Source organism: Pseudomonas sp. WS 5027 (assembly GCF_012985695.1).
Classification (GTDB): domain Bacteria; phylum Pseudomonadota; class Gammaproteobacteria; order Pseudomonadales; family Pseudomonadaceae; genus Aquipseudomonas; species Aquipseudomonas hygromyciniae.
On the sequence record NZ_JAAQWU010000023.1, the window covers coordinates 1 to 24869 of the forward strand.

General features: G+C 61.6%; 24 protein-coding genes and 1 pseudogene. 9 read left to right on the forward strand and 16 right to left on the reverse strand.

The genetic code is table 11. The features are described 5' to 3' along the window. Positions 1 to 160: 160 nt before the first annotated feature. The 11 genes from HBO09_RS23505 to nirS all read right to left on the reverse strand — a co-directional run bounded on the left by HBO09_RS23505 (position 161) and on the right by nirS (position 9113). Entirely contained in the window at positions 161 to 1621 is a 1461-nt protein-coding gene (locus tag HBO09_RS23505; protein ID WP_169997877.1) for a cytochrome D1 domain-containing protein, read from the reverse strand. Next, positions 1618 to 2451 (reverse strand): uroporphyrinogen-III C-methyltransferase, encoded by an 834-nt coding sequence (cobA, locus tag HBO09_RS23510; RefSeq protein WP_169997875.1) that lies wholly within the window; start codon positions 2449 to 2451, stop codon positions 1618 to 1620. The genes HBO09_RS23505 and cobA overlap by 4 nt, the downstream gene beginning before the upstream one ends. Before the next feature lie 66 nt (positions 2452 to 2517). Beyond that, entirely contained in the window at positions 2518 to 3696 is a 1179-nt protein-coding gene (gene nirJ, locus HBO09_RS23515; RefSeq protein WP_169997873.1) for a heme d1 biosynthesis radical SAM protein NirJ, read from the reverse strand. 75 nt (positions 3697 to 3771) lie between these two features. Further along, positions 3772 to 4311: an Lrp/AsnC family transcriptional regulator gene (locus HBO09_RS23520; protein ID WP_169997871.1), complete on the reverse strand. Its 540-nt coding sequence runs from the start codon at positions 4309 to 4311 to the stop codon at positions 3772 to 3774. After that, positions 4286 to 4729 carry an AsnC family transcriptional regulator gene (locus HBO09_RS23525; RefSeq protein ID WP_169997869.1) on the reverse strand — a complete coding sequence of 148 codons (444 nt, stop codon included), beginning with the start codon at positions 4727 to 4729 and terminating at the stop codon, positions 4286 to 4288. The genes HBO09_RS23520 and HBO09_RS23525 overlap by 26 nt, the downstream gene beginning before the upstream one ends. Then, positions 4722 to 5237, reverse strand: coding sequence for an AsnC family protein (locus HBO09_RS23530; protein WP_169997867.1), 516 nt, complete (start codon positions 5235 to 5237; stop codon positions 4722 to 4724). The genes HBO09_RS23525 and HBO09_RS23530 overlap by 8 nt, the downstream gene beginning before the upstream one ends. After that, positions 5234 to 5692 carry an Lrp/AsnC family transcriptional regulator gene (locus tag HBO09_RS23535; RefSeq protein WP_169997865.1) on the reverse strand — a complete coding sequence of 153 codons (459 nt, stop codon included), beginning with the start codon at positions 5690 to 5692 and terminating at the stop codon, positions 5234 to 5236. Before HBO09_RS23535 ends, HBO09_RS23530 begins: the two co-directional genes overlap by 4 nt. 1 nt (position 5693) lies before the next feature. Then, on the reverse strand, positions 5694 to 6866 hold the full coding sequence (locus HBO09_RS23540) for a cytochrome D1 domain-containing protein (protein ID WP_169997863.1): 1173 nt from the start codon (positions 6864 to 6866) through the stop codon (positions 5694 to 5696). Beyond that, a complete protein-coding gene (locus tag HBO09_RS23545) occupies positions 6863 to 7189 on the reverse strand; it encodes a cytochrome c (protein WP_169997861.1) in 327 nt (108 codons plus the stop codon). Before HBO09_RS23545 ends, HBO09_RS23540 begins: the two co-directional genes overlap by 4 nt. 16 nt (positions 7190 to 7205) lie before the next feature. Beyond that, positions 7206 to 7520 carry a c-type cytochrome gene (locus tag HBO09_RS23550; protein WP_169997859.1) on the reverse strand — a complete coding sequence of 105 codons (315 nt, stop codon included), beginning with the start codon at positions 7518 to 7520 and terminating at the stop codon, positions 7206 to 7208. Positions 7521 to 7544: 24 nt separating this feature from the next. Next, positions 7545 to 9113, reverse strand: a complete 1569-nt coding sequence (gene nirS / locus HBO09_RS23555; protein ID WP_254813605.1) for a nitrite reductase — start codon at positions 9111 to 9113, stop codon at positions 7545 to 7547. A gap of 302 nt (positions 9114 to 9415) precedes the next feature. Between nirS and HBO09_RS23560 the strand changes: the two genes are divergently transcribed. From HBO09_RS23560 to HBO09_RS23595, 8 genes are all read left to right on the forward strand, one after another. Then, positions 9416 to 10192 carry a CbbQ/NirQ/NorQ/GpvN family protein gene (locus tag HBO09_RS23560; RefSeq protein ID WP_169997855.1) on the forward strand — a complete coding sequence of 259 codons (777 nt, stop codon included), beginning with the start codon at positions 9416 to 9418 and terminating at the stop codon, positions 10190 to 10192. After that, on the forward strand, positions 10176 to 10742 hold the full coding sequence (locus tag HBO09_RS23565) for a cytochrome c oxidase subunit 3 (protein ID WP_169997853.1): 567 nt from the start codon (positions 10176 to 10178) through the stop codon (positions 10740 to 10742). The genes HBO09_RS23560 and HBO09_RS23565 overlap by 17 nt, the downstream gene beginning before the upstream one ends. After that, the gene (locus tag HBO09_RS23570) at positions 10739 to 10960 is read left to right on the forward strand and encodes a cytochrome C oxidase subunit IV family protein (protein ID WP_169997851.1); all 222 of its coding nucleotides are present in this window, start codon (positions 10739 to 10741) and stop codon (positions 10958 to 10960) included. Before HBO09_RS23565 ends, HBO09_RS23570 begins: the two co-directional genes overlap by 4 nt. A 376-nt stretch (positions 10961 to 11336) precedes the next feature. Further along, positions 11337 to 13379, forward strand: coding sequence for a M57 family metalloprotease (locus HBO09_RS23575; protein ID WP_170060972.1), 2043 nt, complete (start codon positions 11337 to 11339; stop codon positions 13377 to 13379). Between the two features lie 307 nt (positions 13380 to 13686). Further along, entirely contained in the window at positions 13687 to 14205 is a 519-nt protein-coding gene (locus HBO09_RS23580; protein ID WP_169997847.1) for a sigma-70 family RNA polymerase sigma factor, read from the forward strand. Continuing rightward, positions 14202 to 15137, forward strand: a complete 936-nt coding sequence (locus HBO09_RS23585; protein ID WP_169997845.1) for a FecR domain-containing protein — start codon at positions 14202 to 14204, stop codon at positions 15135 to 15137. The genes HBO09_RS23580 and HBO09_RS23585 overlap by 4 nt, the downstream gene beginning before the upstream one ends. Positions 15138 to 15379: 242 nt before the next feature. Beyond that, a complete protein-coding gene (locus HBO09_RS23590; protein WP_169997843.1) occupies positions 15380 to 17770 on the forward strand; it encodes a TonB-dependent receptor in 2391 nt (796 codons plus the stop codon). Positions 17771 to 17934: 164 nt separating this feature from the next. After that, positions 17935 to 18150, forward strand: coding sequence for a TOBE domain-containing protein (locus tag HBO09_RS23595; protein WP_003173733.1), 216 nt, complete (start codon positions 17935 to 17937; stop codon positions 18148 to 18150). 19 nt (positions 18151 to 18169) lie between these two features. Here HBO09_RS23595 and HBO09_RS23600 read toward each other — a convergent pair whose 3' ends face one another. The 3 genes from HBO09_RS23600 to HBO09_RS23610 are packed head-to-tail and all read right to left on the reverse strand — an operon-like array spanning position 18170 to position 20983. Beyond that, positions 18170 to 19318: a PatB family C-S lyase gene (locus HBO09_RS23600; RefSeq protein ID WP_169997841.1), complete on the reverse strand. Its 1149-nt coding sequence runs from the start codon at positions 19316 to 19318 to the stop codon at positions 18170 to 18172. Between the two features lie 49 nt (positions 19319 to 19367). Further along, entirely contained in the window at positions 19368 to 20048 is a 681-nt protein-coding gene (locus tag HBO09_RS23605) for a Crp/Fnr family transcriptional regulator (protein ID WP_169997839.1), read from the reverse strand. Positions 20049 to 20095: 47 nt separating this feature from the next. Beyond that, positions 20096 to 20983 carry a LysR family transcriptional regulator gene (locus HBO09_RS23610; protein WP_169997837.1) on the reverse strand — a complete coding sequence of 296 codons (888 nt, stop codon included), beginning with the start codon at positions 20981 to 20983 and terminating at the stop codon, positions 20096 to 20098. Positions 20984 to 21096: 113 nt separating this feature from the next. Between HBO09_RS23610 and HBO09_RS23615 the strand changes: the two genes are divergently transcribed. Further along, entirely contained in the window at positions 21097 to 21957 is an 861-nt protein-coding gene (locus HBO09_RS23615) for a DMT family transporter (RefSeq protein ID WP_262381319.1), read from the forward strand. A gap of 340 nt (positions 21958 to 22297) precedes the next feature. Here the strand turns inward: HBO09_RS23615 and narL are convergent. Together narL and HBO09_RS23625 are read right to left on the reverse strand one after the other, a co-directional pair. Next, a pseudogene (narL, locus tag HBO09_RS23620) lies at positions 22298 to 22945 on the reverse strand (two-component system response regulator NarL). After that, positions 22942 to 24747, reverse strand: a complete 1806-nt coding sequence (locus HBO09_RS23625; protein WP_169997887.1) for a HAMP domain-containing protein — start codon at positions 24745 to 24747, stop codon at positions 22942 to 22944. The pseudogene narL and the gene HBO09_RS23625 overlap by 4 nt, the downstream one beginning before the upstream one ends. Between the last annotated feature and the right edge of the window lie 122 nt (positions 24748 to 24869).

Genomic DNA, 24869 nt, shown 5'->3' on the forward strand with positions numbered 1-24869 from the left:
GAAGCAGCCCCAAAACCAGGCAACGAGCAATGCCTGACACACCTCATTGTTCTTGAATGGGGCTGCTTCGCAGCCCAGCGCGGGGCAAGCCCGCTCGCCACAAGAAGCCCCACTCACCACAATAAGTCCCACTCGCCACAACAGCCCCGATCGCCACAGGTTAATGGGAAGTGCCTTCGGCAAACTCAATCTTGTTACCCACGTTGTACTTGCCCGATGGCTTGTTCATGGGCAGGCGCTTGACCTCCTGCAACGTCTGGCTGTCGTACACGATCAACGCACCTTCGCGATCCCAGATGCTCAGCAGCAGATAGCGTCCATCCCGAGTGAACTCCACGTGCGCCGCGGTCTTGCCCGGCATCGGCCGCAGGGTGTGGGCGATTTCCAGGGTCTGTTTGTCGATCAAGTGGATCGCGTCATTGTCCGGGCCAAAAAACACATCACTCCATACATAGCGTGAGTTGGCGTGGCTGCGCATAAAGAACCCCGGCCCGAGGGTGGGGATCTGTTTGATCAGTTTCCAGGTCTTGAGGTCCAGCACCGAAATCTGCCCCTTGCTGATATTCGGCGTGGCAAACACCCATTGTCCGTTGCGTTGCCAATAAGTCCCCGAGCCCAAGTGCGGCATGCCCGCCAGTGCGATGTCGGTCACTACCTGCCCGGTATCCAGGTCAATTACTTGCCCGCCGCCGGCCTTGCGTGAGGTGGCGAGCAGTTGACGGTAGTCGGGGGAAAAGGAAAAGTCATCGAGCACGTCCTGGGCCTGAATGCGCCGGGGCTCGAAGTCCGGTTTGGCCGCCCCATAGGACAACTCCCAGACTTCATTCACATCCTTGAGGGCAACCACAAAACTGTTGCGCGGCGGGGCGGTGTACACCGCGCTGACCCGCGAGCCGGTAGGCAGAGTCTTGACCAGTGACAGGTCACGCGCATCCAGCACCACCAGGTTGCCGGGCAGGTAATTGCCCACCAGCACCCAGCGGCCATCCTTGCTCACCGCGAGGTTGCGGGTATTGAGGCCGGCGCGGATCTCGGCGATCAGCTTGAGGTTGTGCAGGTCATAGAGGCTGATCCAGCCGTCGCGCGAAGCAAAGTACACAAAGCGTCCGTCCGGGGAGAACTTAGGCCCGCCGTGTACGGCAAAGTGCGAGGCAAAACGGTCGAGCACTTCAAAGCGATCACCGTCGAGAATGTCGATGTGATGATCGCCCGACTCCACCACCACAAACAGGTTCAGCGGATCGGCGTGATGCTGCGGCGTGCTGGGCAGTTGACTGAGGTCGGCCAATTGGCGGTGGCTGCTGCGCACATCCTGCTCGCTCCAGGTCGCGGGCGTGGCCGGCGGCTGTTGCAGGAAACTCACCAGGCCGTCGATCTGCTGCGTCGTCAGCAGCGGGGCGAATGCCGCCATCTGGCTGGCCGGGCGGCCTTGCTCGATCACCTGGCGAATTTCGACCGGCTTGATCCGTCCCAGGCTCTCGGGCAACAACGCCGGGCCGCTGCTGCCGACCCGGTTCAGGCCATGGCAGCTTTGGCAATGTTGCTGGTAATCGGCGGCGGCATCGGTTGCGCCGTGGGCGGCGCTGGCCCAGAGCAGCGGCACCAGCCACAGGCGTTTCATACCGCCACCTCGGACGCTGCGCGGTGTGCGGGCGCCAGGCTGGCGGGGTAGTGCAGGGCCGCATCGGCAAACAGGTCGACCACATGCCCGATCACCGTCAAGGTCGGCACTCCGGGCTCGCACATCAAGGCCAGGGTTGGCAGCAGGCGCAGGGTGCCGCGATGCACCTGCTGGTCGGCGCGGGCGCCGTTGCAGATCAACGCAGCGGGCGTGTCGGCGGGCAGTCCGGCATCGATCAGGCGTTCGGCGATCATCGCCAGGTTCGACAGGCCCATGTAGAACACCAGGGTCTGGGTGCTGTCGGCGAGGCTATCCCAGGGCAGCTTCAATTCGCCGTCGCGCTGCAAATGCCCGGTGACGAAGCGGCACGAATTGACCAAGTCACGGTGGGTCAGTGGGATGCCCGCATAGGCGCTGCAACCGGAGGCCGCCGTGATGCCTGGCACCACCTGGCACGACACGCCTTGCGCCAGCAGGTACTCCAGTTCTTCGGCACCGCGGCCAAACACGAACGGGTCGCCACCCTTGAGCCGCACCACCCGCTGCCCCTGCAGGGCCAGTTCGGCCAGCAGTTCGTTGATCTGCGACTGGGGCAGGCTGTGATAACCGCTGGCCTTGCCCACATAGTGCCGGGCACAGGTCAGCGGGATCAGGGTCAGCAGTTCGGCGCTGATCAGGCGGTCGAACACCACGGCATCGGCCTGCATCAGCAGACTCCAGGCGCGCAGGGTCAACAGGCGCGGGTCGCCGGGACCGGCGCCGACCAGGGCGACTTCGCCGGGGGGGAAGGGGCTGTGCAACACGGGGGGTAACGCGTGGGATGAGTGCATGAGACTTCCTTGGTTCATCATCAGGTTGCCGGCCCCGGTTGTTTCACCAGGTAGCCGGCCAGTGGTTCAGCGTGCCGAGCAAGGAATCAAGGTGGGCGGCGTGCGGGCGATTTCAGCGTCACTGAGGTAGCAACCGGGGTCCGGGCCCCAGAGGTCGCCGCCAGCCCAGGCGCGGGTGCGCGTGTTGCCATTGCAGATGGCCAGCCAGCGGCAGTCGGTGCAACGGCCACCGATCTCGCGGGGGTATTGGCGCAGGCGCAACAGCAGCGGGTCGGGGCGCTCCAGCCAGATCTCGCGAAACGAGGTGTGGCGCACATTGCCCACCGAGTGTTGCCACCAGTAAGTGTCCGGGTGCACTTCGCCGGTGTTGTCGATATTGGCGATGCCACTGCCCGACGCATTGCCGCCCCAGGCATGCAGCAGGTGTTCGAGTTGCGGGTAGTGTTCCGGCAGGTGCTGGTGCACCCATTGCAGCAACAGCACGGCGTCGGCGTCGTTGTTACCGCTGACAAAGTCGCTGGCCACGCCATTCTGGATGTCGTCCCAGGCTTGCTGGAAAAGCAACAGCATGGCGTCGCGACTCATCTGCTGGTGGGCGTCCAGTTGCCGACTGCGTTTGCCGCGCCCGCTGTAGTTGAGGTGCGAGAGGTAGAACTTCTGCACATCGTATTCACGCATCAAGGCCAGCAGTTGTGGGAGCTGCGCGTGATTTTCCTGGGTCAGGGTAGTGCGCAGGCCGACGCGAATCCCCGCCTGGCGGCACAGGTTGATGGCGTGCATCGAGCGCTCGAAACTGCCCTCGCACTGGCGGAAGGCATCGTGGGTGGCCTTCAAGCCATCAATGCTGATGCCCACATAGTCAAAGCGTGCAGCGGCAATCTGTTGGATATTGCCTTCATCGATCAGCGTGCCGTTGCTCGACAGCGCCACGAAAAAGCCCTTGGTGCGGGCATAGGCGCTGAGCTGGAACAGGTCTTCGCGCAGCAGTGGCTCGCCGCCCGAGAGAATCAACACCTTGACCCCGGCCTCGTGCAGATCATCGATCACCTTCAACGCCGCCTCGGTGTCCAGTTCATCACGAAACACACTGTCGGCGCTGGTGGCATAGCAATGCTTGCAGGTCAGGTTGCAACGGCGCAGCAGGTTCCAGATCACCACCGGTGCGCGCTGGCTGCCCGGTTTGGCGCTGCGCGGTGGTGGGCATTGGCCGGCCAGGGTGCGCAGGTAATGACTGATCCTAAGCATAAGAGGTTCCTTGTTGTAGGAGCGAGCGTGCTCGCGAAAAACGCCCCGGCGACACGTTCATTCAGGATGACCGCGTTATCGTTCACGACCTTCGCTGGCAAGCCAGCTCCTACAGGAGCGAGTAGAGGCCAGGCGCAGGCCGGTTTTTTTCAGGATGCGACTGCTCACCAGCATCTCGTCCGCCCGGCTGGCATCGCCCAGCAGAAAGCGCAGGTGTTCACGGTAGCTGTCGATTTCCTCACGGCTGCGCCCATGCACCATGGCGAACAGGTTGTAGGGCCAGTCGGCGCGCCGAGGCCTGCGATAACAGTGGCTGACAAAGGGTTGGGCGCCGATCAGTTCGCCCAGGCGCGGCATCTGTTCATCGCACACATCCCACACGGTCATGCCGTTGTGGCGGTAGCCCAGGCGATAGTGATTGGGCACGGCGGCGATCCGGCGGATGGCGCCTTCCGCCTGCAGGCGCTTGAGCAGGTCGAGGGTGGATTCGACGCTGATGCCCAGTTGCTCGGCGAGCCAGGTCCAGGGGTCTTCAATCAGGGGCAGGCCGGCTTCGGTCAAATGGATCAAGCGTTGGGCCAGGGTTTCGTCAAACCGGGAAGTACAGACCGACATGGTAGGTTTGCTCCTTGGGCAGGTTAAGCACCTCAAGCCCGGTGACGGTGTGGATATGGGCCAAGGTCTGGTCGAGGTCGTCGCAGGTAGGGCAGGCCAGCACAAACCACATGTTCCAGGGATGCTCGCGCCGGTAGTTGTGGGCCACTTGCGGCAGGTCGTTGAGTTGCGCCGCCACCTGTTCAAAGTGTGATTCGGGCACCGCCAGGGCGGCGAGGGTGAACGCGCCGCCCAGGCGCTCGATATCGAACATTGGCCCGAAGCGCGTCAGTACGCCGTCTTCGAGCAACAAGTGCAGGCGGTCGAGCAACTCGTCGGGCGTGCTGTGCAGCTCTGCCGCCACGGCCTGCCATGGATGCCGCACCAGGGGCAGGCCCCGTTGCAGGCGGTTGATCAACTGCCGGTCGAGTTCATCCATGGGCCCATACCTGTGACGGTGGCGGTGCAAAACGCCCGCCGCATTGTTTGAACATGCGCGTGCTGAACAGCAGGTGGTGGGGCAGGTCGCCGAGCATGTGCTGGTCCAGCAGTGCCTGGATCTGCGCCTGCACCGCTGCGCGCTCACGGCCGTGGACCATGCAAAACAGGTTGTAGCGCCAGTGCGGCAAGCGTCGTGGCCGCTGGTAACACAGGGTGATGCCTGGTGCGCGGCCCAGGCGCTGGCCGACTTCGTCGATCAGCGCATCGGGCACGTCGAGCACCAGCATCGCATTGGCCGCAAAGCCCAGGGCGCGATGGTTGAGCACCAGGCCGACGCGGCGGAACAGGCCCTGGTCCTGCCATTGCTGCATCTGCTTCAACACCTGCGAATGATGGGCGCCGATCTGCTCGGCGAGGTCTTCATAGGGCCGCGAAACGCGCGGCAGCCCACGCTCCAGGCACTGGCGCAGGTCGAGCAATTGTTCATGGTTCAGCGGGGCGATCACGGGTGGCCTCCCAGGGCAAAACCCAGGTCGATGCGGTAGGAAGTGAGCATTGGCAGGTCCAGGGGGACCAGGCCGGTGTCCTTTTCCAGCTCCTCCAGAACCTGTTCCAGATGGCGGCGATTGGGCCCGGTCAGCACAAACCACAGGTTGTAGTGATGTTCGCGGGCGTAGTTGTGATTGACCTCCGGGTAGCGGCTGATGCGTGCCGCCACCTGCTCCAGGCGCTCGGCGGGCACCGCCAGGGCGGCGAGGGTACTGGCGCCGGCGCGGCTGTGATCGAATACCGGCCCGACCCGCGACAGCGCGCCCGCCAGTTCCAGGCGTTGCAGGCAGGCCATCAACTCTTTTTCGCTGCAGCCCAGGGTGCCGGCCATCTCCAGGTAAGGCTCGGCGCACAGCGGCATGCCGTGTTGATAACGGTCGATCAGGCGTGCGGTCAGTTCATCCAGTTCCATCTCAATACCCCATTTTTTGCGCGCGGCTGCTGAAGAAGATGCCGCTGGGGCTGTCAGCCGGCAGGGTCTTGAGCAAGGTCAAACGATAAGGATCCCAGACCTGCACCTGCTGGCCGTCGCGAACCGACAACCACAGCTGCTCACCGCGCCCGGTGAATTCCATGTGCAACACCCCGGGGCCGGGGCGCAGGTCCGCGACCACCTGATGGGTTTCTGTGTCGAGTACCTGCACCCGGTCGTTGTCCGGGTAGGCGAAGTTGACCCACAACTGGCGCCCGTCGGGGCGCGCGGTGACAAAAATCGGCTGGCCGGCCACGGCGATGGCCGCGGTCTGTTGCCAGGTGCGGGCGTCCATCACCAGTACTTGGTGGCGACCCACGGCGGGCACGAAGGCCTGGTTGTCGGCCACGGCCCAGCCTTCCAGGTGCGGCATCTTGTACACCGGCAGTTTTTCCTGGCCGCGACCGTAGTCGGCGAGCACGCGCTTGACCCCACGCTCCGGGTGCCACAGGTCGAGCTGGGCCATGCCGTCTTCGCCAAACAACCCGGCCATGTAGTAACGGCCATCGGCTGTGATCAACGCGTCATAGGGCTGGCGGCCAATACCGCTGAAGCGGGTGATGGCCGGGGTGTTGCCCTGGCTGAAATCGGCGCTCCAGATCTCATCGGTGTCGAACAGGCTGAACACAAAGCGCTGCCCTGGCGCATCCACCAGGCCCACCACCCGCGAGCGCTTGCCATCGGCCAGGGGCGTGGCGGGGATATCGGCCACCTGCTTGAGGGTTTGCGCGTCGAATACCTTGACCCCACCCGGCTGATAGTTGGAGACCGCAATCAGGCGCCCGTCCTGGCTGATCGCACCGCCGATGCTGTTGCCGCCCTGGATCAGGCGGTGGTCGATACGCTGGGTCAGCAGGTCGACTTTGGTCAACCCGCCGTCGCGACCAAACAGATAGGCGTAGCGCTGGTCTCGGGAAAACACCGCCGAGGCATGGGACAGGTCGCCCAGCCCCTCGACCCGCGCCAGGCGCGCCTGGTTGCTGCTGTCGATAATCAGCAGGCTGCCGCTGGCACGTTCCACCACCAGGCCCAGGTCGCCGGTGCCGCGCAGCGGTGGTTGGGCACAGGCGGTGAGTAACAGGCCGGCAAAGCAGGCAAGCAGGGGACGGATCATGGCGCAGGGGTTCCTTGCAGGAGGCGGTCCACCAGCCAGGCAATCTCGCCGGCATTGAGCAACGGGGCCCAGCCGGGCATCGCCAGGGTAGGGCGGCCATAGGTCACGGTGGCAATCAGGGTGTCGCGGGTCTGCCCGGCCAGGGCTTGGGGCGTCAGCGCCGGGCCCAGGCCGCCGGTCAGGTGCAGGCCGTGGCAGGCGCCACAGTCCTGGATCAGCAGGTGTTCTAGCTGGACCTGGCGTGCAGGCGCCGGTGCTCCATGCACCGGCGCGGGAATGAGGAAGAGCAGCGCCATGGCCGAACCGATCATCGAGACTTGCATGGCGTGCTCCTTGTGCTTATTTCAGACTCAAGACCCATTGGGCGAGGGTCAGGGCTTCGGCATCGGTGACCTGGTTTGGCGGCATCGGAATCGGTCCCCAGTTACCCTGGGTGCCGTTCTTGATACGGCCGGCCAGGGTCTTGTCTGCGTCCTTGACCCCGGCATTTTTTGCCGCGACGTCCTTGAGCGCCGGCCCCACCATCTTGCTGTCGACGGTGTGGCAGGCGGCGCAGGGTTTGCTCTTGAACAGCGCCGCACCATCCTCGGCAAGGGCCGTGGACAGGCTCAATGCTGCGCCCAGGGCCGCAAGTGCAAGCAGGATATTTTTCATTGGGTTGCCTCTTGTTGATGAAGCTCAATAGATATCGAATTGGGTGTTGTAAACGTTGAACTTGCCGGTCGGGGTAATCAGGCGTTTGTCCCTGATCACGTTCTTGAGCTTGAGGGTCTTGTCATCGACCACCACCAGCGCCGATTCCTCTTCCTGGCCGTTCCACACCGAGAACCACACCTCATCGCCGGCCTTGTTGTATTCCGGCTGCACCACCCGCAGGGCGCCTTGCTTGATGCCAGACCACTCGGCAATCGGCAGCACGGTGTAGCCAGCGTCGAGCTTGTCGATGTTGAACACCGCCACCGACTGGCTGAGCTTGGTGTCGGGGTTGAGGGTGGTGTCGACGTAGAGGTTTCGCGAGTTGGGATGGGTCTTGATAAACAGCGAGCCACCGCCCTGGCCGTTGAGCGATGTCACCTGCTTCCAGGCGTACTGCGGGTGCTTGACCGGATCGGTACCAATCACCGAAACACCGCCGTCACCCAAGTGGCTGGTGGCCCACACCGGACCATATTGCGGGTGCACAAAGTTGGCACCACGCCCAGGGTGCGGGGTCTTGCCCACATCCACCAGGGCGGTGAGCTTGCGCTCCTTGGAGTCGATGACCGCGACCTTGTTGGAGTTGTTCGCCGCCGTCATGAAATAACGATGGGTGCTGTCCCAACCGCCGTCATGCAGGAACGGCGCGGCGTCGATGGTGGTGATGGTGAGGTTCTTGATGTCCTGGTAGTTGACCAGCATCACCTTGCCGGTTTCCTTGACGTTGACGATGAACTCCGGCCATTCGTGGGAGGCGATGATCGCCGCTACACGCGGTTCCGGGTGGTATTCCTGCTTGTCTACGGTCATGCCACGGGTGGAGACGATCTGCTTGGGCTCCAGGGTCTCGCCGTCCATGATGGTGAACTGCGGCGGCCAGTAGGAACCTGCGATCGCGTACTTGTCTTCGTAGCCCTTGAACTTGGAGGTCTCTACCGAGCGGGCCTCGATGCCCACCTTGATCTCGGCGACTTTGGTCGGCTCGGCGGGCCACAGGTCGATCATGTCGATCTTGGCGTCACGGCCGATCACCAGCAGGTAGCGACCCGAAGCGGAAATCCGCGAGATATGCACGGCGTAGCCGGTGTCGATGAGCTTGACGATTTTCTTGCTGTCGCCGTCGATCAGGGCGATTTTGCCGTCGTCACGCAGGGTGACGGAGAACAGGTTTTCCAGGTTGAGTTTGTTGAGTTGCTTCTTCGGACGGTCTTCGGGCTTGACCAGCACCTTCCAGGTCTTGAGGGTTTCGGCCATGCCCCATTCCGGTGGCGTCGGCGCGGTGTGCTGGATGAAGGTGGCCATGCTGGTGATCTGCGCCTTGGTCAGCGCATTGGAGGTGCCCCAATTCGGCATGCCGGCGGGGGAGCCATAGGTGATCAATGCCTCCAGGTACGCCTGGCCCCGGGCCTGGGTGATGTCCGGGGTCAGCGGTTTGCCGGTGGCGCCCTTGCGCAACACACCGTGGCAACCGGCGCAGCGCTCGAAGTAGATCTGCTTGGAGGCATCGAACTCGGCTTGGCTCAAGTCCGGTGCGCCGGGGCTCTTGACCATGGCGGCAGCTGGTGCGGGTGCAGCCGCGAAGGCCTGCGTTGAGAGGGCCAGGGCCAGCGCGCAGCTGAGCCTGGCCAGCGTCAGTACGAAGGGTGTTTTGTTGCGAGTCAGCATTCCATATCTCCTCAGGCAAGACCTTTGCGATCCGGTTAGAACGCAGGTTCTTAGTGCCAGCAGAGACTATGTCGCGGTGGGTGAATGACCGCTTGACGGCGATCAAGTTTGCCTTGAGTACGGCTTGCCAGGTTGTCGCAGGCCCCCGTAGCGTGGCCGTCAAACCCGTTGCCCATGCAAGGTGCGCCATGACCGAACCCTTCTACCAAGCCGTCAACAACGAACACCAGTTGTTCGAACACGCCTGGCGCCACCGCATGCCGGTGCTGATCAAGGGCCCCACTGGCTGCGGCAAGACCCGCTTCGTCCAGCACATGGCCCACCGTCTGCAACTGCCGCTGTATACCGTGGCCTGCCACGACGACCTCAGCGCGGCCGATCTGATTGGCCGCCACCTGATCGGCGCCCAAGGCACCTGGTGGCAGGACGGCCCGCTGACCCGCGCGGTGCGCGAAGGAGGCATCTGCTACCTGGACGAAGTGGTCGAGGCCCGCCAGGACACCGCCGTGGTCCTGCACCCGGTGGCCGACGACCGTCGCGAGTTGTTCCTGGAGCGCACCGGCGAAGTCCTCAAGGCGCCGCCGTCGTTCATGTTGGTGGTGTCCTATAACCCCGGTTACCAGAACCTGCTCAAGGGCATGAAGCCCAGCACGCGCCAGCGTTTTGTGGCGATGCGCTTTGGCTATCCGTCGACACTTGAAGAAGAGCGCATCGTCGCCCGCGAAGCCCAGGTCGACAGTGCCCTGGCAGCCCAGGTGGTGCGCCTGGGGCAAGCCTTGCGCCGGCTTGACCAGCATGACCTGGAGGAGGTGGCCTCTACGCGTCTGCTGATCTTCACCGCGCGCCTGATCGCCGCCGGCATGCTCCCACGCGAGGCGTGCATGGCCTGCCTGGCAGAAGCGCTGAGCGACGACCCGCAAACCGTCGCGGCCCTGATGGATGTGGTTGATGTTCACTTCAGTTGAACGGCGCTTGCCGGGCGATCTGGCGATGTGGTTCTTCATCCTCGCCGAACTCTCGGTGTTTGCAATTCTGATCCTAGCCTTTGCAGTGACCCAGACATTACGGCCCCAGGTCTTTACCGAGGGCCGCGCACAACTGGACACATCCACCGGCCTGGCAATGACCCTGAGCCTGCTGACGGCTGGCCTGCTCGCAGCGTTGGCACAGCAACAAGCACTCGCCGACCGCTCGCGGCGGGCGGCTGGGTTGTTGGTGCTGGGGTTGTTGGTGGCGCTGGTGTATGTGTGGATCAAACTCAGCGAGTACGGGCACCTGGCCGCTGCGGGGCTGGGCCTGGAGCACAGTACGTTTTTCACCCTGTATTGGATTTTGACCGGTTTTCATTTTTTGCATGTACTGCTGGGGATGGTGATCCTGGCGTGGCTGGCGTTGCGCTGCTGGCGCGGGGCTTACGGGCCGGGGCGCCAGTCTGGGCTGGAGTCCGGGGTGTTGTATTGGCATATGGTGGATTTGGTGTGGGTGGTGCTGTTTCCGTTGGTGTACGTGCTATGAGGCTGCTGGCGTACTGGGTCGCGCTGGTGCTGCTGAGTGTGGGCACCGTCATGTCCGGCGCTGCGGGCTGGTGGTGGCTGGTGGTGTTGGCAGCGGTGGCCAAGGCCTGGGTGATTGCCGATGGGTTTATGGAGCTGCGACACGCGCCTCAGGGATGGCGGGCCGCGATATTGGCCTGGCCGGTGGTGTTGGTGGTGGGGATTGTAGTGATGGGTTAAGGGCTTTGTGGTGTGGCCAATATCTTCTGCCCGAGTGAGATTCCCCGTGGACTTGCTCGCGCAGGCGCAGTGCGATCCAAAGATATATTGGCTGCCCTGCCGCCATCGCAGGCCGGCTCCTATATGGGGTCGGTGTTGCATCACGCCGGCATACCGTATTGCGGTTAGTTAGGATTTAATATGTAATTTAATATTGAGCATTAGAAAATAATCGCTTTATGGTTTCTAGTTATTTGTTTCTAAGTTTTAAATTATGAGTTGGATTTATTTGGATAGATAAATCAATTGGTCGCTATATTTCTTGTGTGAGATATTTGTTTTTCGGCAAGGCGTTTGCCGGGCAAATGTTTAGTTTATCAAGAAGGATTTAATTGCCATGAATGTAGTAAATCATTCGCAACGTACACGTTTGGCTATGTCGGACGCGTCCAGTGGCAGCAAGATAAATGAAAAGCCATCTTTCTCCAGTGATCAGGCGGCAGAACAATTAACCCGTGGTGGTTTCAAGTTTTATGATCGCAATCAAGACGGAAAAATAGAAATTTCCGTCAGGATCGACCCTAGTTACTCGGCAGGGCAGAAAGCAAGTATTCTTAATGCATTGCAGTGTTGGCAAGATGTGACCAATGTAACCTTCAAGGAAGGTACCCAAGCGGCAGACGGTTCTATAGACATCGTAAATGATCCGAATTCCTCCGGCGGTGTCACGCGCTTGCCTAATTATTACTACCCTAATGTAAAGATGACAATTGGAACAAAGTATGCGTCACATACACCAAAAGCCGGTGATGGCTTTTCATATATAGCGGCTCACGAACTTGGGCATGCCCTCGGTCTTAGACATCCGGGGGACTATAATAGTCATGATGGTGGCTACGAAAAGAACGCCGAGTATGCACAAGATACCAAAGCCCGCAGCGCAATGAGTTATTGGGCCGAGACCCATCAACCAGGTCACAGGTTCGACTGGAAACTTCCCTCAGGCCCCATGCTGGATGATATTCGCGCTGTGCAGGGGAATTATGGTAGCAACAACAACACCCGCAGTAGCGATACCGTCTACGGGTTCAACTCCAATACTGATCGACCCAGCATGAGCCTTCAGTCCGCCAATGACGCTCCCGTATTCAGCATATGGGACGGTGGCGGAAACGATACGTTGGACTTATCCGGTTTCAGTCAGTCTCAAGTCATCAACCTGAATGCCGAGTCGTTCTCTGATGTTGGAGGGCTGAAAGGCAATATTTCGATTGCCAGGGGCGTTGTTCTAGAGAATGCCATGGGTGGGCATGGCGACGACCATCTGATTGGTAATCACGTGGGCAATCGAATCAAGGGCGGCGGCGGCGCAGACAAATTACTGGGGGGTGGTGGCGCAGATGTCTTCGTGTATGACCACGCGAGTGACTCTACGCTCGAAAGGCCCGATGAACTCCTGGACTTTGAAACGGGCACCGACAAGATAGATTTAGCGGGAGTCTTGCACAAAGCCCAGCTTGCCAGTGCGACGGTGGTGGAGCGATTCTCGGGCCGTCGTGGGGAAATTGTCCTGAGTTACAACCATCAGGATGCTCAAGCAAGCTTAAGTCTGGATCTCACTGGAAACGGTAAGGCCGACGTACTCATCAAGGCCAAGGGCATCATTCGAGCCGGAGACCTATTGGTGGGCGGCCCCGACAAGCGCACTATCAAGCCTCAGCCTCAGCCTCAGCCTCAGCCTCAGCCTCAGCCACAACCCAAGCCTGAGCCGCCTAAACCCAAGCCTGTTAGTGACGATACTGTCTATGGCTTCAACTCCAATACTGGCGACTCCAATGCAAGTTTGGGTGCCCACAGTAAAGCCCCATGGTTCTCTGTGCGCGACCAGTCTGGCAATGACACGTTCGATTTTTCGGGATTCAGACATAACCAGACCATAGACCTGCGGCCAGGCACCGCCTCCAGCGTTGGCGGCCAGGCCCTCAATGTGACGATAGATAGGGATTCGATTATTGAAAATGCCATCGGCGGTTTCGGCAATGACCTCCTCATTGGCAACTCGGCGGATAACGTCCTGAAGGGCGGAGGTGGGGGGGATAGTTTATGGGGTATAGGAGGGCGCAATACGTTCGCCTACGACAACGCGAGCGATTCGACTCTCCAGAGTTCAGATCTGATCATGGACTTTGTGAGTGGCAGGGACAAAATTGACCTGCGCGCAATGGCGAAGCGTTCGAATACAACATTGCGATGGGTGGAGGCCTTTACAGGGCGTATCGGCGATACCGTCGTGAGGCTCAACAAGCAAACAGGTCGATATTTCGTTGCAGTGGATCTTACCGGTAATCGGTGCACCGATTTTCTTATAAGAAGCACGCGCCCGATCAAGCAGGCGGACATTATTGGCGTCAATCCCCAAGCAGGCGAGAAACTTAATTGAACCAGGCTGTTGGGCTTTTTGAGCCACTGTCGATGTAGAGGCAGACTGTCTGAGCATCCGGCAAACTGCTGATCGGTTAAAGAAAATGCCCTTATCGCTACTGCCACGACAACCCATGGCAGACCCGGCGCTTGCTCAATCTCAGCAGCAACATCGTTCGGGCGTGAGCTGGGCAAGCCGGTGTTGCCCGATGGGCAGTAGGTGCTCCGCCTGTCTACCCGGCAAAAAGAACATGGTGCAGCGCAGGGATATTAAATAGAATGAATCTCATTTGAGACTCACTCGCGCTGCCCAGGGTTCGCTTGCCATGACTGATGTTGTATCGCCAACGACCACCGCCGAACCCAGCCTGAGCACCTTGTACCGCGACCATCGCAGTTGGCTGGAAAGCTGGCTGCGTCGGCGTCTGGGCAATGCCTGGGATGCCGCCGACCTGAGTCAGGATACGTTCCTGCGGGTGCTGGCCAGCGCCCAGCCGGTCGCGCAATTGCAGGAACCACGAGCCTATCTGGTGACGGTGGGCAAGCGCCTGCTGGTCAACTTCCATCAGCGCCGCAGCCTGGAGCAGGCCTATCTGAATGCCCTGGCGCGCTTGCCTGAAGAGTGCGTGCCATCGCCGGAGCAGCGCTGGCTGCTTTTGGAAACCCTGCAAGCCCTGGATGAATTGCTCGACGGCCTGGCGCCGGTGGTACGCCGGGCGTTTCTCTGGAGTCAGCTCGAAGGCCTGGGCTACCGTGAGATTGCCGAGCGTCTCAAGGTCTCGGAACGTACGGTCAAGCGCTATATGGCCCAGGCCTATGAGCATTGCCTGCTGGTGGACCTGTGAGCCGTACCTCTGCGGATGTGGCGCGGGCAGCGGCGCAGTGGTTGGCGCTGCTGGAGTCGGGCACAGCCGGCGAGCGCGACTATGTGGACTTGCAGCAATGGCGCGACAGTCATCCCCAGCACGAACAGGCCTGGCAAAAAGCGCAGTTGCTGCGCCAGCGTTTTGCGCAATTGCCATCTTCCCTGGCCATGGCCAGCCTCGACCGCCCGCAAGCGGGGCGACGTGCCGTGCTCAAGCGCGCCCTGGGCGTGGCGGCGCTGGTGCCGGCGGCATGGCTGCTCAGTCGCCAGTTACCCCTCGACGTGTGGCGCGCCGACCTGCATACCGCCACCGGCGAGCGCAAACGCGTGCCGCTGGCCGATGGCAGCACCCTGCAACTGAACACGGCCAGCGCGGTGGATGTGGACCTCGCGCGGCGACGCCTGACACTGGTCGATGGGGAGATGGCGTTGAGTGTGCCTGGCGCGGCGGCGTTGACGGTACATACCCGTTATGGCCAGGTTATCGCCAGCCAGGCCGAGGTCTGTGTGCGTCAGTTGGCGCACGGGTGTCTGGTGTCGGTGCTCAAGGGCCAGGTGCACGTACAAGATGGATCTGGGCGTAGCGCCCTGGTGCACGATGGGCAACAAATACGCCTGCAGGCCTCGGGACTGGGGGCGCCGGTTCCGTTTGACGCGCTGCAATTGGGCTGGCGCGATGGAGTGCTGACGGCGCAGAACCAGGGGTTGGGCGACTTCCTGCGCGAGCTTGATCGCTATCGCCCGGGTGTCCTGCGCTGGGACCCGAGCCTGGAAGCCTTGCGCGTCACCGGCAGTTTCCGCCTGGACGACACCGACCGCATCCTCAGCCTGCTGGCCACCACCCATCGATTGCAGGTGCAGTTTCGCACGCGTTATTGGGTCACGCTGGCACCGCGCAAAACCCTGACCTGACTGCGCTTCACTGTGGGGGCGGGCTCAACATTGCCCTCTGTAGGGGCGAGCTTGTCTCCGGGCGGCGTTCCGACGAAAAACGCCAACGATAACGCGTGTTTCCTGGATGAACCCGGTGCCTGCGAGTTTTTCGCGAGCAAGCTCGCTCCTACAGGGTATTCCACAAGTTTCGGTAGACCGTGTCCCTTTTTTTCGGCTCGCCTGTCATCCAAGGCAAGTGAACGAAAACAGAGAGCCTTTTAATGCCCGTCGTCCCGCCATCGCTACTGCGCCTGAGTCTGGTCCTGAGCCTGAGTGCCAGCCCATTGTTTATTCCTGTGAGCTGGGCCGAGGACGCGGCCCGGCGCAGTTACCAGGTGCCCGCCGGCAGCCTGGGCAGCGCCTTGACCCGCTTTGCCGGGCTTGCCGGGGTCAATCTGTCGGTGGACCCGGCGCTGGTCAGCGGCCGCCAGAGCGCCGGTATCTCCGGTGAGTTTGCCGTCGAGGAAGGCTTCGCACGCCTGCTACAAGGCTCGGACCTGCAATTGCAAGCGGTGGGTGAGCGCGCCTACACCTTGATCCCCGCGCCACAGGGCGGTGTTTATCAGTTGCCAGCCACCTCGATTCTGGGGGCCGCGAACACGCCTGTCGCCCAAACCTACGCTGGTGACCAAGTGACACGCCAAGGCGCCCAGGGCCTGTTGGGCGATAACGACTTTATGGATACCCCATTCAACCTAACGTCCTACACCGCCAAAGCGGTGAAGAACCTGCAGGCGCGGACCCTCGGCGAAATGGTTGCCAGCGACCCTTCGGTGCGCATCACCAACCCCGCCGGTGGGCGTTTCGAGCAGTTTTCGGTGCGGGGTTTCAGCCTGTTCAACAGTGATGTGTCCTACGGCGGCCTCTATGGCGTGCTACCGACCTACGCCATCGACATGGAAATGGTCGAGCGCGTCGATATCCTCAAGGGCCCCGGCGCCTTGCTCGGTGGTATCGCGCCGCGGGGCAGTATCGGTGGCGGGATCAATATCGAGCCCAAGCGCGCTGCCGATGCACCGCTTACCGAGTTCACCGGCAGCTATGCCTCGGCCGGGCAGTTCGGTGGCGCGGTGGATATCGGTCGGCGGTTTGGCGACGAGCAGCAGTTTGGCGTGCGTTTCAATGGCGTGAAGCAATCCGGCGACACCGAATGGGATCACCAGGAGGTCGACCGCGAAATGACCGTGATCGGCCTCGACTATCGCAAGGAACGGGTGCGCCTGTCCCTTGACCTCGGGCGCCAGGAACGCACCGCCGACGCGCCCCAGGAGCGCGTGGAAGTCGCCAGGGGCAGCGTGATGCCCAAGGCCCGCGACATTCGCGATAACTTTGCCCAGTCCTGGACGTACTCCCATACCAAGGACACCTTTGGCGCTGTGCGTGGCGAGTTTGATCTCAGCGATTCACTAATGGTCTACGCCGCCGCCGGTGCGCGCAAAGGCAACTACGACTTTCTGCGCCATGGCGTGCAGGCGACCCAGAGCAATGGCGACTTCACGGTGGTACCGCGCAGCTTCCGCCGCGACGAAGACGTCAAGACCGTCACCGTCGGCGCACGCAGTTGGTTCGACACCGGCCCGGTGGGGCACACGCTCAATGTCAGCCTCAATCAGTTCAACATGGATTTCGACAATGCCGGCGAGCGCTATACCCCCGGCAGGAGCAACCTCTACAACCCAGTGGTGTTGCCCCGTCCAGGCCAGGCCGTGCGCTGGGACACCAGCACCCACACCGAAAACCGCTTCACCAGCCTGGCCCTGGCCGACACCCTGGCATTCTTCGATGAGCAGGTACTCTTGACCCTTGGCGCACGCCTGCAAAAAGTCCAGGTCACGTCCTGGAGCAATGGCATCAAGGATCAGCCGGAGTACGACGAACAAGCGACCTCGCCGGCCCTGGGCCTGGTGGTGAAAGTCACCGATCAACTGTCCCTGTACACCAACTACATGGAAGGCCTGAGCCAGGGCGAGACGGCACCTTCGAGCGGGGTGCGCAATGAAAACGCGATCTTCCCACCGACCAAGAGCAAGCAGGTGGAGGTTGGCGCCAAGTACGACATGGGCAGCTTTGGCATGACCGCCAGTGTGTTCCAGATCAAACAGCCGGCCTATGGCATCGACAACCAGGGCTTCTTCAAACCCAATGGCCAATTGCGCAACCAGGGTGTGGAGCTGAACGTGTTTGGCGAACCCCTGGCGGGTGTGCGCCTGCTCGGCGGGGTGATGCTGCTCGATAGCGAACAGACCAAGACCGCCCAGGGCCTGACCGACGGCAAGCGCGGCACTGGTGCGCCAGTGGCCAACGTCAACCTGGGGGCCGAATGGGACATCCCACGCCTGCAAGGCCTGACCCTGACCGCCCGCGCGATCCATACCGGCGCGCAGTACCTGGATGCGGCCAACCAGCAGAAGATCGACAACTGGGAACGCTACGACCTGGGGGCGCGCTACACCTTCAAGGTGGATGAACAAGCCGTGACCTTGCGCGCTACCGTGGAGAACGTGCTGAACACGACCTACTGGGCGTCGGCCGCGACCTCCAGCGACAGCGCGCCAGGCCTGACCCTGTCTACGCCGCGTACGTGGCTGGTGTCGGCAACAGTAGGTTTTTGACCCCACCTCTGTAGGAGCCGGCAAGCCGGCTCCTACAGGGTTTTGTATATGCCTATATGGAATAAATAAATAGTTATTTATTCCTTTTGTTGTTGGTGTGAATGGCGCATTTTGAAGGCCTGCGCATTCGTGCGGATTGACCCAACAGTGAAAGGAAAACCGACATGACCATCAAAGCGATCAACGTGCGCAACCAGTTCAAGGGCGTGATCAAGGAAATCCTGCTTGGCGAAGTGGTATCCGAGATTGACGTGCAAACCGCGTCCGGGATTGTCACCTCGGTGATCACCACGCGTTCGGTGCGTGATCTGGAGTTGAAGGTGGGCAGCGAAGTGATTGCCTTCGTCAAATCCACCGAGGTGTCCATCGCCAAGCTCTGATCAACCGCCAGGGCCGCGCCTACAGGTTTTGCAGGCTGCGTTCCAGGCGTGAAATACCTTCTTCGAGCAACGCCCGCGGGCAGCCAAAGTTCAAGCGTACGAACTGTTGGCTGTCGTCGCCAAACTCTACGCCCGCACTCAAGCCTACCTTGGCCTGCTCAAGGAAAAACCGCTGTGGGTCTTCCAGGCCCAGGGCGCTGCAATCCAGCCACGCCAGGTAGGTCCCTTGAGGAGCATGCATAACCACACCCGGCAGGCGTTTTTGCACGGCATCCAGCAGGTAGTCGCGGTTGCCTTGCAGGTACGTGACCAACGCCTCCAACCATTCCCCACATTGGCTATACGCCGCCCAAGTGGCTTCCAGGCCCAAAGGGCTGACGCTATCGACCATGCCACAGCGCGCCTTGTTGAAGCGCTCGCGAATGAGCGGATCCTGGACGATGGCAAAGCAGGTCTTCAGACCAGCGACGTTGTAGGCCTTGCTGGCCGACATCAGAGTGATGGTGCGTCGCGCGATCTCTGCACTCAACGAGGCGGTAGGGATATGCCGGCGCCCGTCGAAGCACAGCTCGGCGTGGATTTCATCGGAGACAATCAGCGCACCTGTATCCAGGCAGGCGTTGGCCACGGCCAGCAATTCCTCGCGGGCAAATACCTTGCCCAGGGGGTTGTGGGGATTGCTCAACAGCAGCGCGCCGGCACCTTTCAAGGCCTGGCGCAAGGCGGGCAGGGGGGTGAGGTATTCGCCCTGATCGTTCAGTTCAAACGGCACTTCGATCTTCGGCAGGTTCCAGTTGCCCGCCGCATGGCGCAGCGGCGCGTAGTTGGGGGTTTGCAAGACCACCGACTGGCCCGGTTGGACAAAGGCATGCAAGGCCATGTTGAAGCCCGGCTCGACACCCGGCAGGAACAGCAACTCATCGGGCTGTACCCGCCATGCGTACTTGTGCCACAGGTCGTTGATAATCGCCTCGCGCACTTCTGGGCGGGCGACGCTGTAGCCGAGCATCTGCTGGTCCAGGCGGGCGTGCAGGGCCTTGAGAATCGCCGGCGGGGCGGCGATGTCCATGTCGGCAATCCACATGGGCAAGACGTCTTCGGGGTAGCGGCTCCACTTGGTGCTGCCGGTGCCAAGGCGAGGGTAAATCGTGTCGAAATCAAAGCTCATGGGGGCGCTCGTGTCAGGAAGGCGGGCGAACAATGGCGTCGATTCTAAGTCAGCCGGCCTGATAGGTCATCAATTGCTCCTCGCACAGGATACGGATCGTGCGCCGTTGCACCTCGATCAGGCCGGCGTCTACCAGCCGATGCAGAATCCGCGAAAACGTCTCCGGCTGAATCCCCAGTTTGGAGGCCACCAGACGCTTGGGCACCTGCAGCACCACATCGCCGTTGGCTATATCGCGCTCCTGGACCAGGAAGTTAATGACCCGGCGACTGGCATTGGCCAGGCTCAGGGTATCGATGTCCTTGAGACGTTGATGCAGGTGGAGGCTCATGGTGCCGAGGATTGCCAGGCAGATCTGCGGCTGGTCCTCCAGGGCCTTGCGGTAATGATGGCCCTCGATGCTTACCAGCACGCTGTCCTTGAGCGCCGTGGCACTCACCGGGTAGGCCTTGGCCTGGCTGAACAGCAGGGCTTCGGCAAAGGTCTGGCCAGGGCGAATGACCTCCACCAGATGCTCCTGGCCTTCACCGGTGACCCGGTGCAACTTGATCTGGCCACTGACCAGCAGGAAAAACCGCTCGGCAGGATCGCCCTGATGCATCAAGGTCATGTGCCCGGGCAGGCGTTTGAGATTGGCCAGGGTGCAGACGTCCTGGAAGATTTTTTCCGGCAATGGGCTGAACAGATGATGCCGGCGCAGGGTTAAAACGATGGATGGGTGGGTCAGCATGGCGTACCTCCGCTCCCCCTCATGGTAGGGCGCAAGGCTTACCGGGCCTATGCCTCGTTGGAGGTAGTCCCGAGGAGGCAGTGATCGCGCAGCAGTGCCGAAAATGCATCCCGGGCCGGATGGCAGCCTGCGTTGGCGTGCCAGTAAAACAGGTTGTCGATGCGTGTCAGTTCCGCGAACTCGTGGCCTTGCCAGTTGGCGCCCTGACGATATTGCTCGTAGATCCCCCGTGGTACCAGCGCGGCGCCGCTGCCGGCGCTGACACAGCCGATAATCGTACCGTAGCTGGCGATGCTGACGATTGACGCGACTTGGCCGTGGCGTGACAACCACTGCTCCAGTGCCAGGCGATACGGGCAGCCGGTCGGCCACATAAACAGGGTCAGGCCCTGCAGGTCCGTCACAGCGCGCACCGGCCCCAGGGACTTGGGGGCGATCAGCACCAGGTCTTCGCTATACAGCAGCGTGCTTTCCAGCCCAGGGCGTTGCACATCCACGGCGACAATCGCCGCATCCAGCCGATGGTGCTGGATATCATCGAGCAATTGCGACCAGGTGCCGGTACTCAATTCCAGCGACACCTGCGGATACAGCGCGTGGTAACGCGCCAGCAACTGTGGCAAGCGCCCGGTTGCACTGGACTCGATAGCGCCGATGCGCAGCCGCCCATGGGGCGCACCACCGAGGGCGACGGCACGCCGGGAGGCTTCGGTCAGGTCGAGGATTTTCGTCGCGTATTCGATAAACACTTCGCCGGCGGGGCTGACCCGCAGGCCCCGGCCTTCGCGCAAAAACAGCGCGACCCCGAGCTCCTGCTCCAGGGACTTGAGCCTTGCTGTGATATTGGACGGCACGCAATGCAGCTTTGCGGCTGCACGGGCGATGCTGCCCAGCTCGTAGACCGTCTTGAACATGCGCAGTTGGGACAGTTCCATGGTTCACCTGAAGTGAAGAGTGGGCTCAGTTTAAGTCACTTTTTTCAGGGCTTGGGTTTTCTCATACTTTTGCCAGGCAGTGCCTGTGCGCTGCCACGTCCCTGAGAATGCTCATGCCCCACGCAAAAGTTATCCTGGCGACCCTCTTCGTCATCCTCTGCTGGGCGTATTCGCCTGTCGGCATCCATATCGCTTTGCAGGCTTATGCGCCCGATAACCTGGCGTTGCTGCGGTTTTTGATCGCCTCCGTGTTCATGGCCGGTGTGGCCTGGATAAAAGGTATTTCCCGGCCCCGACTGCGGGATTTGCCTTTGTTTGCGGTGCTGGGATTGTTTGCAGTGACGCTGCACCACATCGCCCTCAATTACGGCCAGCGCGGTGTGAGTGCCGGCGCTGCCAGCGTCCTAGCGCAATCCACACCATTGTTCAGTGCGTTACTTGCCAGCACGCTGTTCAGGGAGCGGATCAGCGCCTGGCAATGGTGCTGCGTGCTCGGCGGCCTGTTCGGCGCCGGGGTGGTGGCGGTAGGGGATCGCGGCTGGGGCGAGCTGGATGGGCATGGGTTGTTGATCCTACTGGCGGCGGCGTCCTGGAGCCTGTATTTCGCCCTGCAAAAGCGCTATTCCCAGCATTACGACGGGCTGACAATGGTGTGTTTCACCCTCTGGTCAGGGACGGCGTTGCTGCTGGTGTATCTGCCAGGATTGCCGGGGGAGTTGGCCCAGGCTTCGGTGTCGGTGAACCTGGCAGTACTGGTGCTGGGCGTCTTTCCCAGTGCACTGGCGTACCTGGCCTGGGCTTATGTACTGACGCATAGCCAGGTCAGTCGGGCAGCGATTGCGCTTTATCTCATACCGCCGGTGGCGATGGTGATGGCATGGGTGATATTGGCGCAGCGACCTTCGATGATGGTGATTGTGGGGACGGTTATTGTTTTGGCGAGTGTGGGGGCGTTGACGGTGAAAGTGCGGTAATCGGGATTACGGCCAGCGTGGTTTAGCGGGGTGCCCAAGATCAAAAGCACAGCAACAGCAACGCCAGAGCGCGCAGCTGCATTCCCCTGTAATTGGGGCTGGCTTGCCTGCGATCACCATAGGTATCTACACAATTTTGCTGCATCGCATAAACCCAGGCAGATAGGGCTGTTGTGGCAAGCCCGCTCGCCACAGGGGAGATCGTCAGTTTCTGAAAGTTGTGTAGATGCCTATGCTGCGATCGCGCCAGCAAGAACACCTCGGGGTGTCAGATAACTAACGTCATCGTTAACGACCATCGCAGGCAAGCCAGCTCCCACAGGTAATACACAATCAAACCCTACCCAGCCTGGCGTAAATGCTCCATCGCCCACACCGCTGCCTCCACCCGCGAGCGCAACCCCAGTTTGTGCAGCAGATTCTTCACATGCACCTTCACCGTGCCCTCGGTAATCCCCAGCTTGTGCCCGATCACCTTATTGCTGTAACCCCCGGCGATGGTCTTCAACACCTGCCGCTCGCGTTAGGTCAGTTCAACCGCCGCATGGGGCTGGGGCGAGCGCAAGGCCTGGGCCAGTACCCGCGTCAGGCCAGGGCTGATCACCAGGGCGCCGTGCAGGGCATCGCGGATGTACTGGATCAGCAGTTCCGGCTCCATGTCCTTGAGCAAATAACCGTTGGCATCCAGGCGCAGGGCGTCGCGGATGTCGTCTTCGGCGTCGGACACGGTAAACAGCAAGACCTTGCCGCCGTAGGCCATGGCGCGCAGGCGGCGCAGGGTTTCCAGGCCGTTCATCTGCGGCATGTTGTTGTCCAGCAACACCAGGTCCGGTTGCAGCGAATCGATCAGCCCCAGGGCTTCCTCGCCGTTGCCGGCTTCGCCCACCACGTGCAGGTCATCTTCCAGTTCGAGCATCTGGCGCATGCCGTGGCGCATCATCGGGTGGTCGTCGACGAGCAGGATACCGTGGCGGTGTGGGGTGTTCATGACAGGCTACCTTGTTGTAAAGACTGCCCGAGGAATTCCGGGCGAAACAGCAAATGAACCCGCGTGCCTTGGGGCTCGCGGGCCGAAATATCCAGTTGGCCGTGCAGGCTGCGGGCGCGCTCGTCCATGATGGTCAGGCCGTGGTGTTCGCGTTGGTCCACCGGCTCGCTGAAGCCACGGCCATCGTCTTCAATGCTCAGGCTCACGGTTTCGCCGTGCTGGCGCAGTTGCAGCCAGGCGTTCTCGGCATGGGCGTGGCGCAGGCAGTTGGACAGGGCTTCACGGGTCACCTGCAACAGGTGGATCTGTTCACTGGCCGACAGTTGGAAGGCCAGGGCATCCACATGCAGGTGGACCTGGAACTCGCCACGGCGCGAGAACTCCTCGGCGGTGTCTTTGAGCTCTTGGACCAGCCCGGCATCGTGGATTTGCAGGCGGAAGGTGGTGAGCAACTCACGCAGTTGCCGGTAGGCGTTATTCAGGCCTTCGCGCAGTTCGCCGGTGACGGTTTCCAGGGTGGCCTTGGGTTCGTCACGGCGCAGCAGGGTCTGCATGCGGCTGACTTGCAGCTTCATATACGACAGCGCTTGCGCCAGGGAGTCGTGGAGCTCGCGGGCGATGATCGTGCGTTCATCCAGCAGCACCAAGCGGTGGTCCTGTTCACGTTGGCGCTTGAGGGACAACGAGGTGCCGATCAGGTTGGCCAGGGCCTGGATCAGCTGTTTTTCCCACGCCTGGGGCGCGTGCCCATCGACGAAATGCGCCTTGAGTTCCCCCAGCTCCGCACCCTGGTTGCTGATGCTGAACACCTGGGGCGGTGCCACGTGATGGCGTTCACAGGTGGCGCAATCGCCAATGGCGCAGACGTTGCGGCTGTTCTCACCATGCAGCGCGAGCATCTGCTGGGCCGGGGCGAGGAAGTGCCCTTGCAGGCACAGCGACAGGCGCAGGCCCGGCAGGCGTTTCTGAAAGCGCCGGATCAATTCGTCGAGGCCTTCGGCGTTGGCCAGGCGTGTGGCCAGGCTACGGCTGCTCTCGTAGAGCAACTCCAGGGCGGCGTTGGCCTGTTGCAGGTTAAGGGTCTTTTGTTGCACCTGGCTTTCCAGGGTGCGGTGGGATTGCTCGATGGTTTCGGCCAGGGTGTTGAAGCTCAGGGCCAACTGCCCCAACTCGTCCTGGGAGCGGTGATTGACCCGGGCTGTGTAGTCGCCCTCGCGAAAGCGTCGCGTTGCATCCACCAACTCTTTCAGGGGCGTGACCACGCCGTACTGCAATTCATACAGCCCCAGCAGCAGGATGATCAGGGTGCTGAACAGCGCCAGGCCCTGGATCAGTTGTTGCCAGCCTTGTTTGTGCTCGCTCTGTTGCTGCAACAGGCTGACGAACTGGTTCAGTTGCTCGACAAAGGCCGGCGCGCGCTCACGGAACAGGGCGCCGTCGTCGCGTTCGATGGCTGGGCGCAGTTCCAGGTTCCATTGCTGCTGGATCTGCCGGTAGCTCTGTTGCAAGGCACTGTGGGGGCCGTCTTCGAGCACCGCTTTCAACGACTGACTGTCCAGACGCCGCTGCAGGCTTTGGGTGATGGCCTGGATCTCGTCGGCGGGGGCATGGTCGGCGAGTTTCCAGCTCAGGTGGTAGGTCTCCATGCGCACCGAGCCTGCGGTGTTGATGGCCGCGCCGTCGCCCTGGCTGAACCAGGCGATCAGCCCGGCGCTCAGGGAACTGGCCAGGGCCAGGATCGCAATCAGGATCACCGCGACACCGGCCCGCGCGGGCAGAGAGCTGCGCAGCCAGTTAAACATCACGGCGTAATCGAAGGGGGAAGAACAGCAGCATGGCGGCACCTGGCAAGGAAAACAGCATTGAATTCTGCATTCCCTGGCGCACTACCTCTAAAGAGTTGCCGGCGCACCCTCCCACGGGA

Bases quoted from the DNA above. Each gene is read 5' to 3' on its own strand.
- HBO09_RS23535 (WP_169997865.1), bottom strand. From the start codon at position 5,692: ATGGAACTGGATGAACTGACCGCACGCCTGATCGACCGTTATCAACAC.
- HBO09_RS23590 (WP_169997843.1), top strand. From the start codon at position 15,380: ATGCCCGTCGTCCCGCCATCGCTACTGCGCCTGAGTCTGGTCCTGAGC.
- HBO09_RS23605 (WP_169997839.1), bottom strand. From the start codon at position 20,048: ATGCTGACCCACCCATCCATCGTTTTAACCCTGCGCCGGCATCATCTG.
- HBO09_RS23575 (WP_170060972.1), top strand. From the start codon at position 11,337: ATGAATGTAGTAAATCATTCGCAACGTACACGTTTGGCTATGTCGGAC.
- HBO09_RS23595 (WP_003173733.1), top strand. From the start codon at position 17,935: ATGACCATCAAAGCGATCAACGTGCGCAACCAGTTCAAGGGCGTGATC.
- HBO09_RS23550 (WP_169997859.1), bottom strand. From the start codon at position 7,520: ATGAAAAATATCCTGCTTGCACTTGCGGCCCTGGGCGCAGCATTGAGC.
- HBO09_RS23565 (WP_169997853.1), top strand. From the start codon at position 10,176: ATGTTCACTTCAGTTGAACGGCGCTTGCCGGGCGATCTGGCGATGTGG.
- HBO09_RS23580 (WP_169997847.1), top strand. From the start codon at position 13,687: ATGACTGATGTTGTATCGCCAACGACCACCGCCGAACCCAGCCTGAGC.
- HBO09_RS23505 (WP_169997877.1), bottom strand. From the start codon at position 1,621: ATGAAACGCCTGTGGCTGGTGCCGCTGCTCTGGGCCAGCGCCGCCCAC.
- HBO09_RS23520 (WP_169997871.1), bottom strand. From the start codon at position 4,311: ATGTCGGTCTGTACTTCCCGGTTTGACGAAACCCTGGCCCAACGCTTG.
- HBO09_RS23570 (WP_169997851.1), top strand. From the start codon at position 10,739: ATGAGGCTGCTGGCGTACTGGGTCGCGCTGGTGCTGCTGAGTGTGGGC.
- cobA (WP_169997875.1), bottom strand. From the start codon at position 2,451: ATGCACTCATCCCACGCGTTACCCCCCGTGTTGCACAGCCCCTTCCCC.
- HBO09_RS23540 (WP_169997863.1), bottom strand. From the start codon at position 6,866: ATGATCCGTCCCCTGCTTGCCTGCTTTGCCGGCCTGTTACTCACCGCC.
- nirS (WP_254813605.1), bottom strand. From the start codon at position 9,113: ATGGTCAAGAGCCCCGGCGCACCGGACTTGAGCCAAGCCGAGTTCGAT.
- HBO09_RS23560 (WP_169997855.1), top strand. From the start codon at position 9,416: ATGACCGAACCCTTCTACCAAGCCGTCAACAACGAACACCAGTTGTTC.
- HBO09_RS23615 (WP_262381319.1), top strand. From the start codon at position 21,097: ATGCCCCACGCAAAAGTTATCCTGGCGACCCTCTTCGTCATCCTCTGC.
- HBO09_RS23600 (WP_169997841.1), bottom strand. From the start codon at position 19,318: ATGAGCTTTGATTTCGACACGATTTACCCTCGCCTTGGCACCGGCAGC.
- nirJ (WP_169997873.1), bottom strand. From the start codon at position 3,696: ATGCTTAGGATCAGTCATTACCTGCGCACCCTGGCCGGCCAATGCCCA.
- HBO09_RS23545 (WP_169997861.1), bottom strand. From the start codon at position 7,189: ATGCAAGTCTCGATGATCGGTTCGGCCATGGCGCTGCTCTTCCTCATT.
- HBO09_RS23610 (WP_169997837.1), bottom strand. From the start codon at position 20,983: ATGGAACTGTCCCAACTGCGCATGTTCAAGACGGTCTACGAGCTGGGC.
- HBO09_RS23525 (WP_169997869.1), bottom strand. From the start codon at position 4,729: ATGGATGAACTCGACCGGCAGTTGATCAACCGCCTGCAACGGGGCCTG.
- HBO09_RS23625 (WP_169997887.1), bottom strand. From the start codon at position 24,747: ATGTTTAACTGGCTGCGCAGCTCTCTGCCCGCGCGGGCCGGTGTCGCG.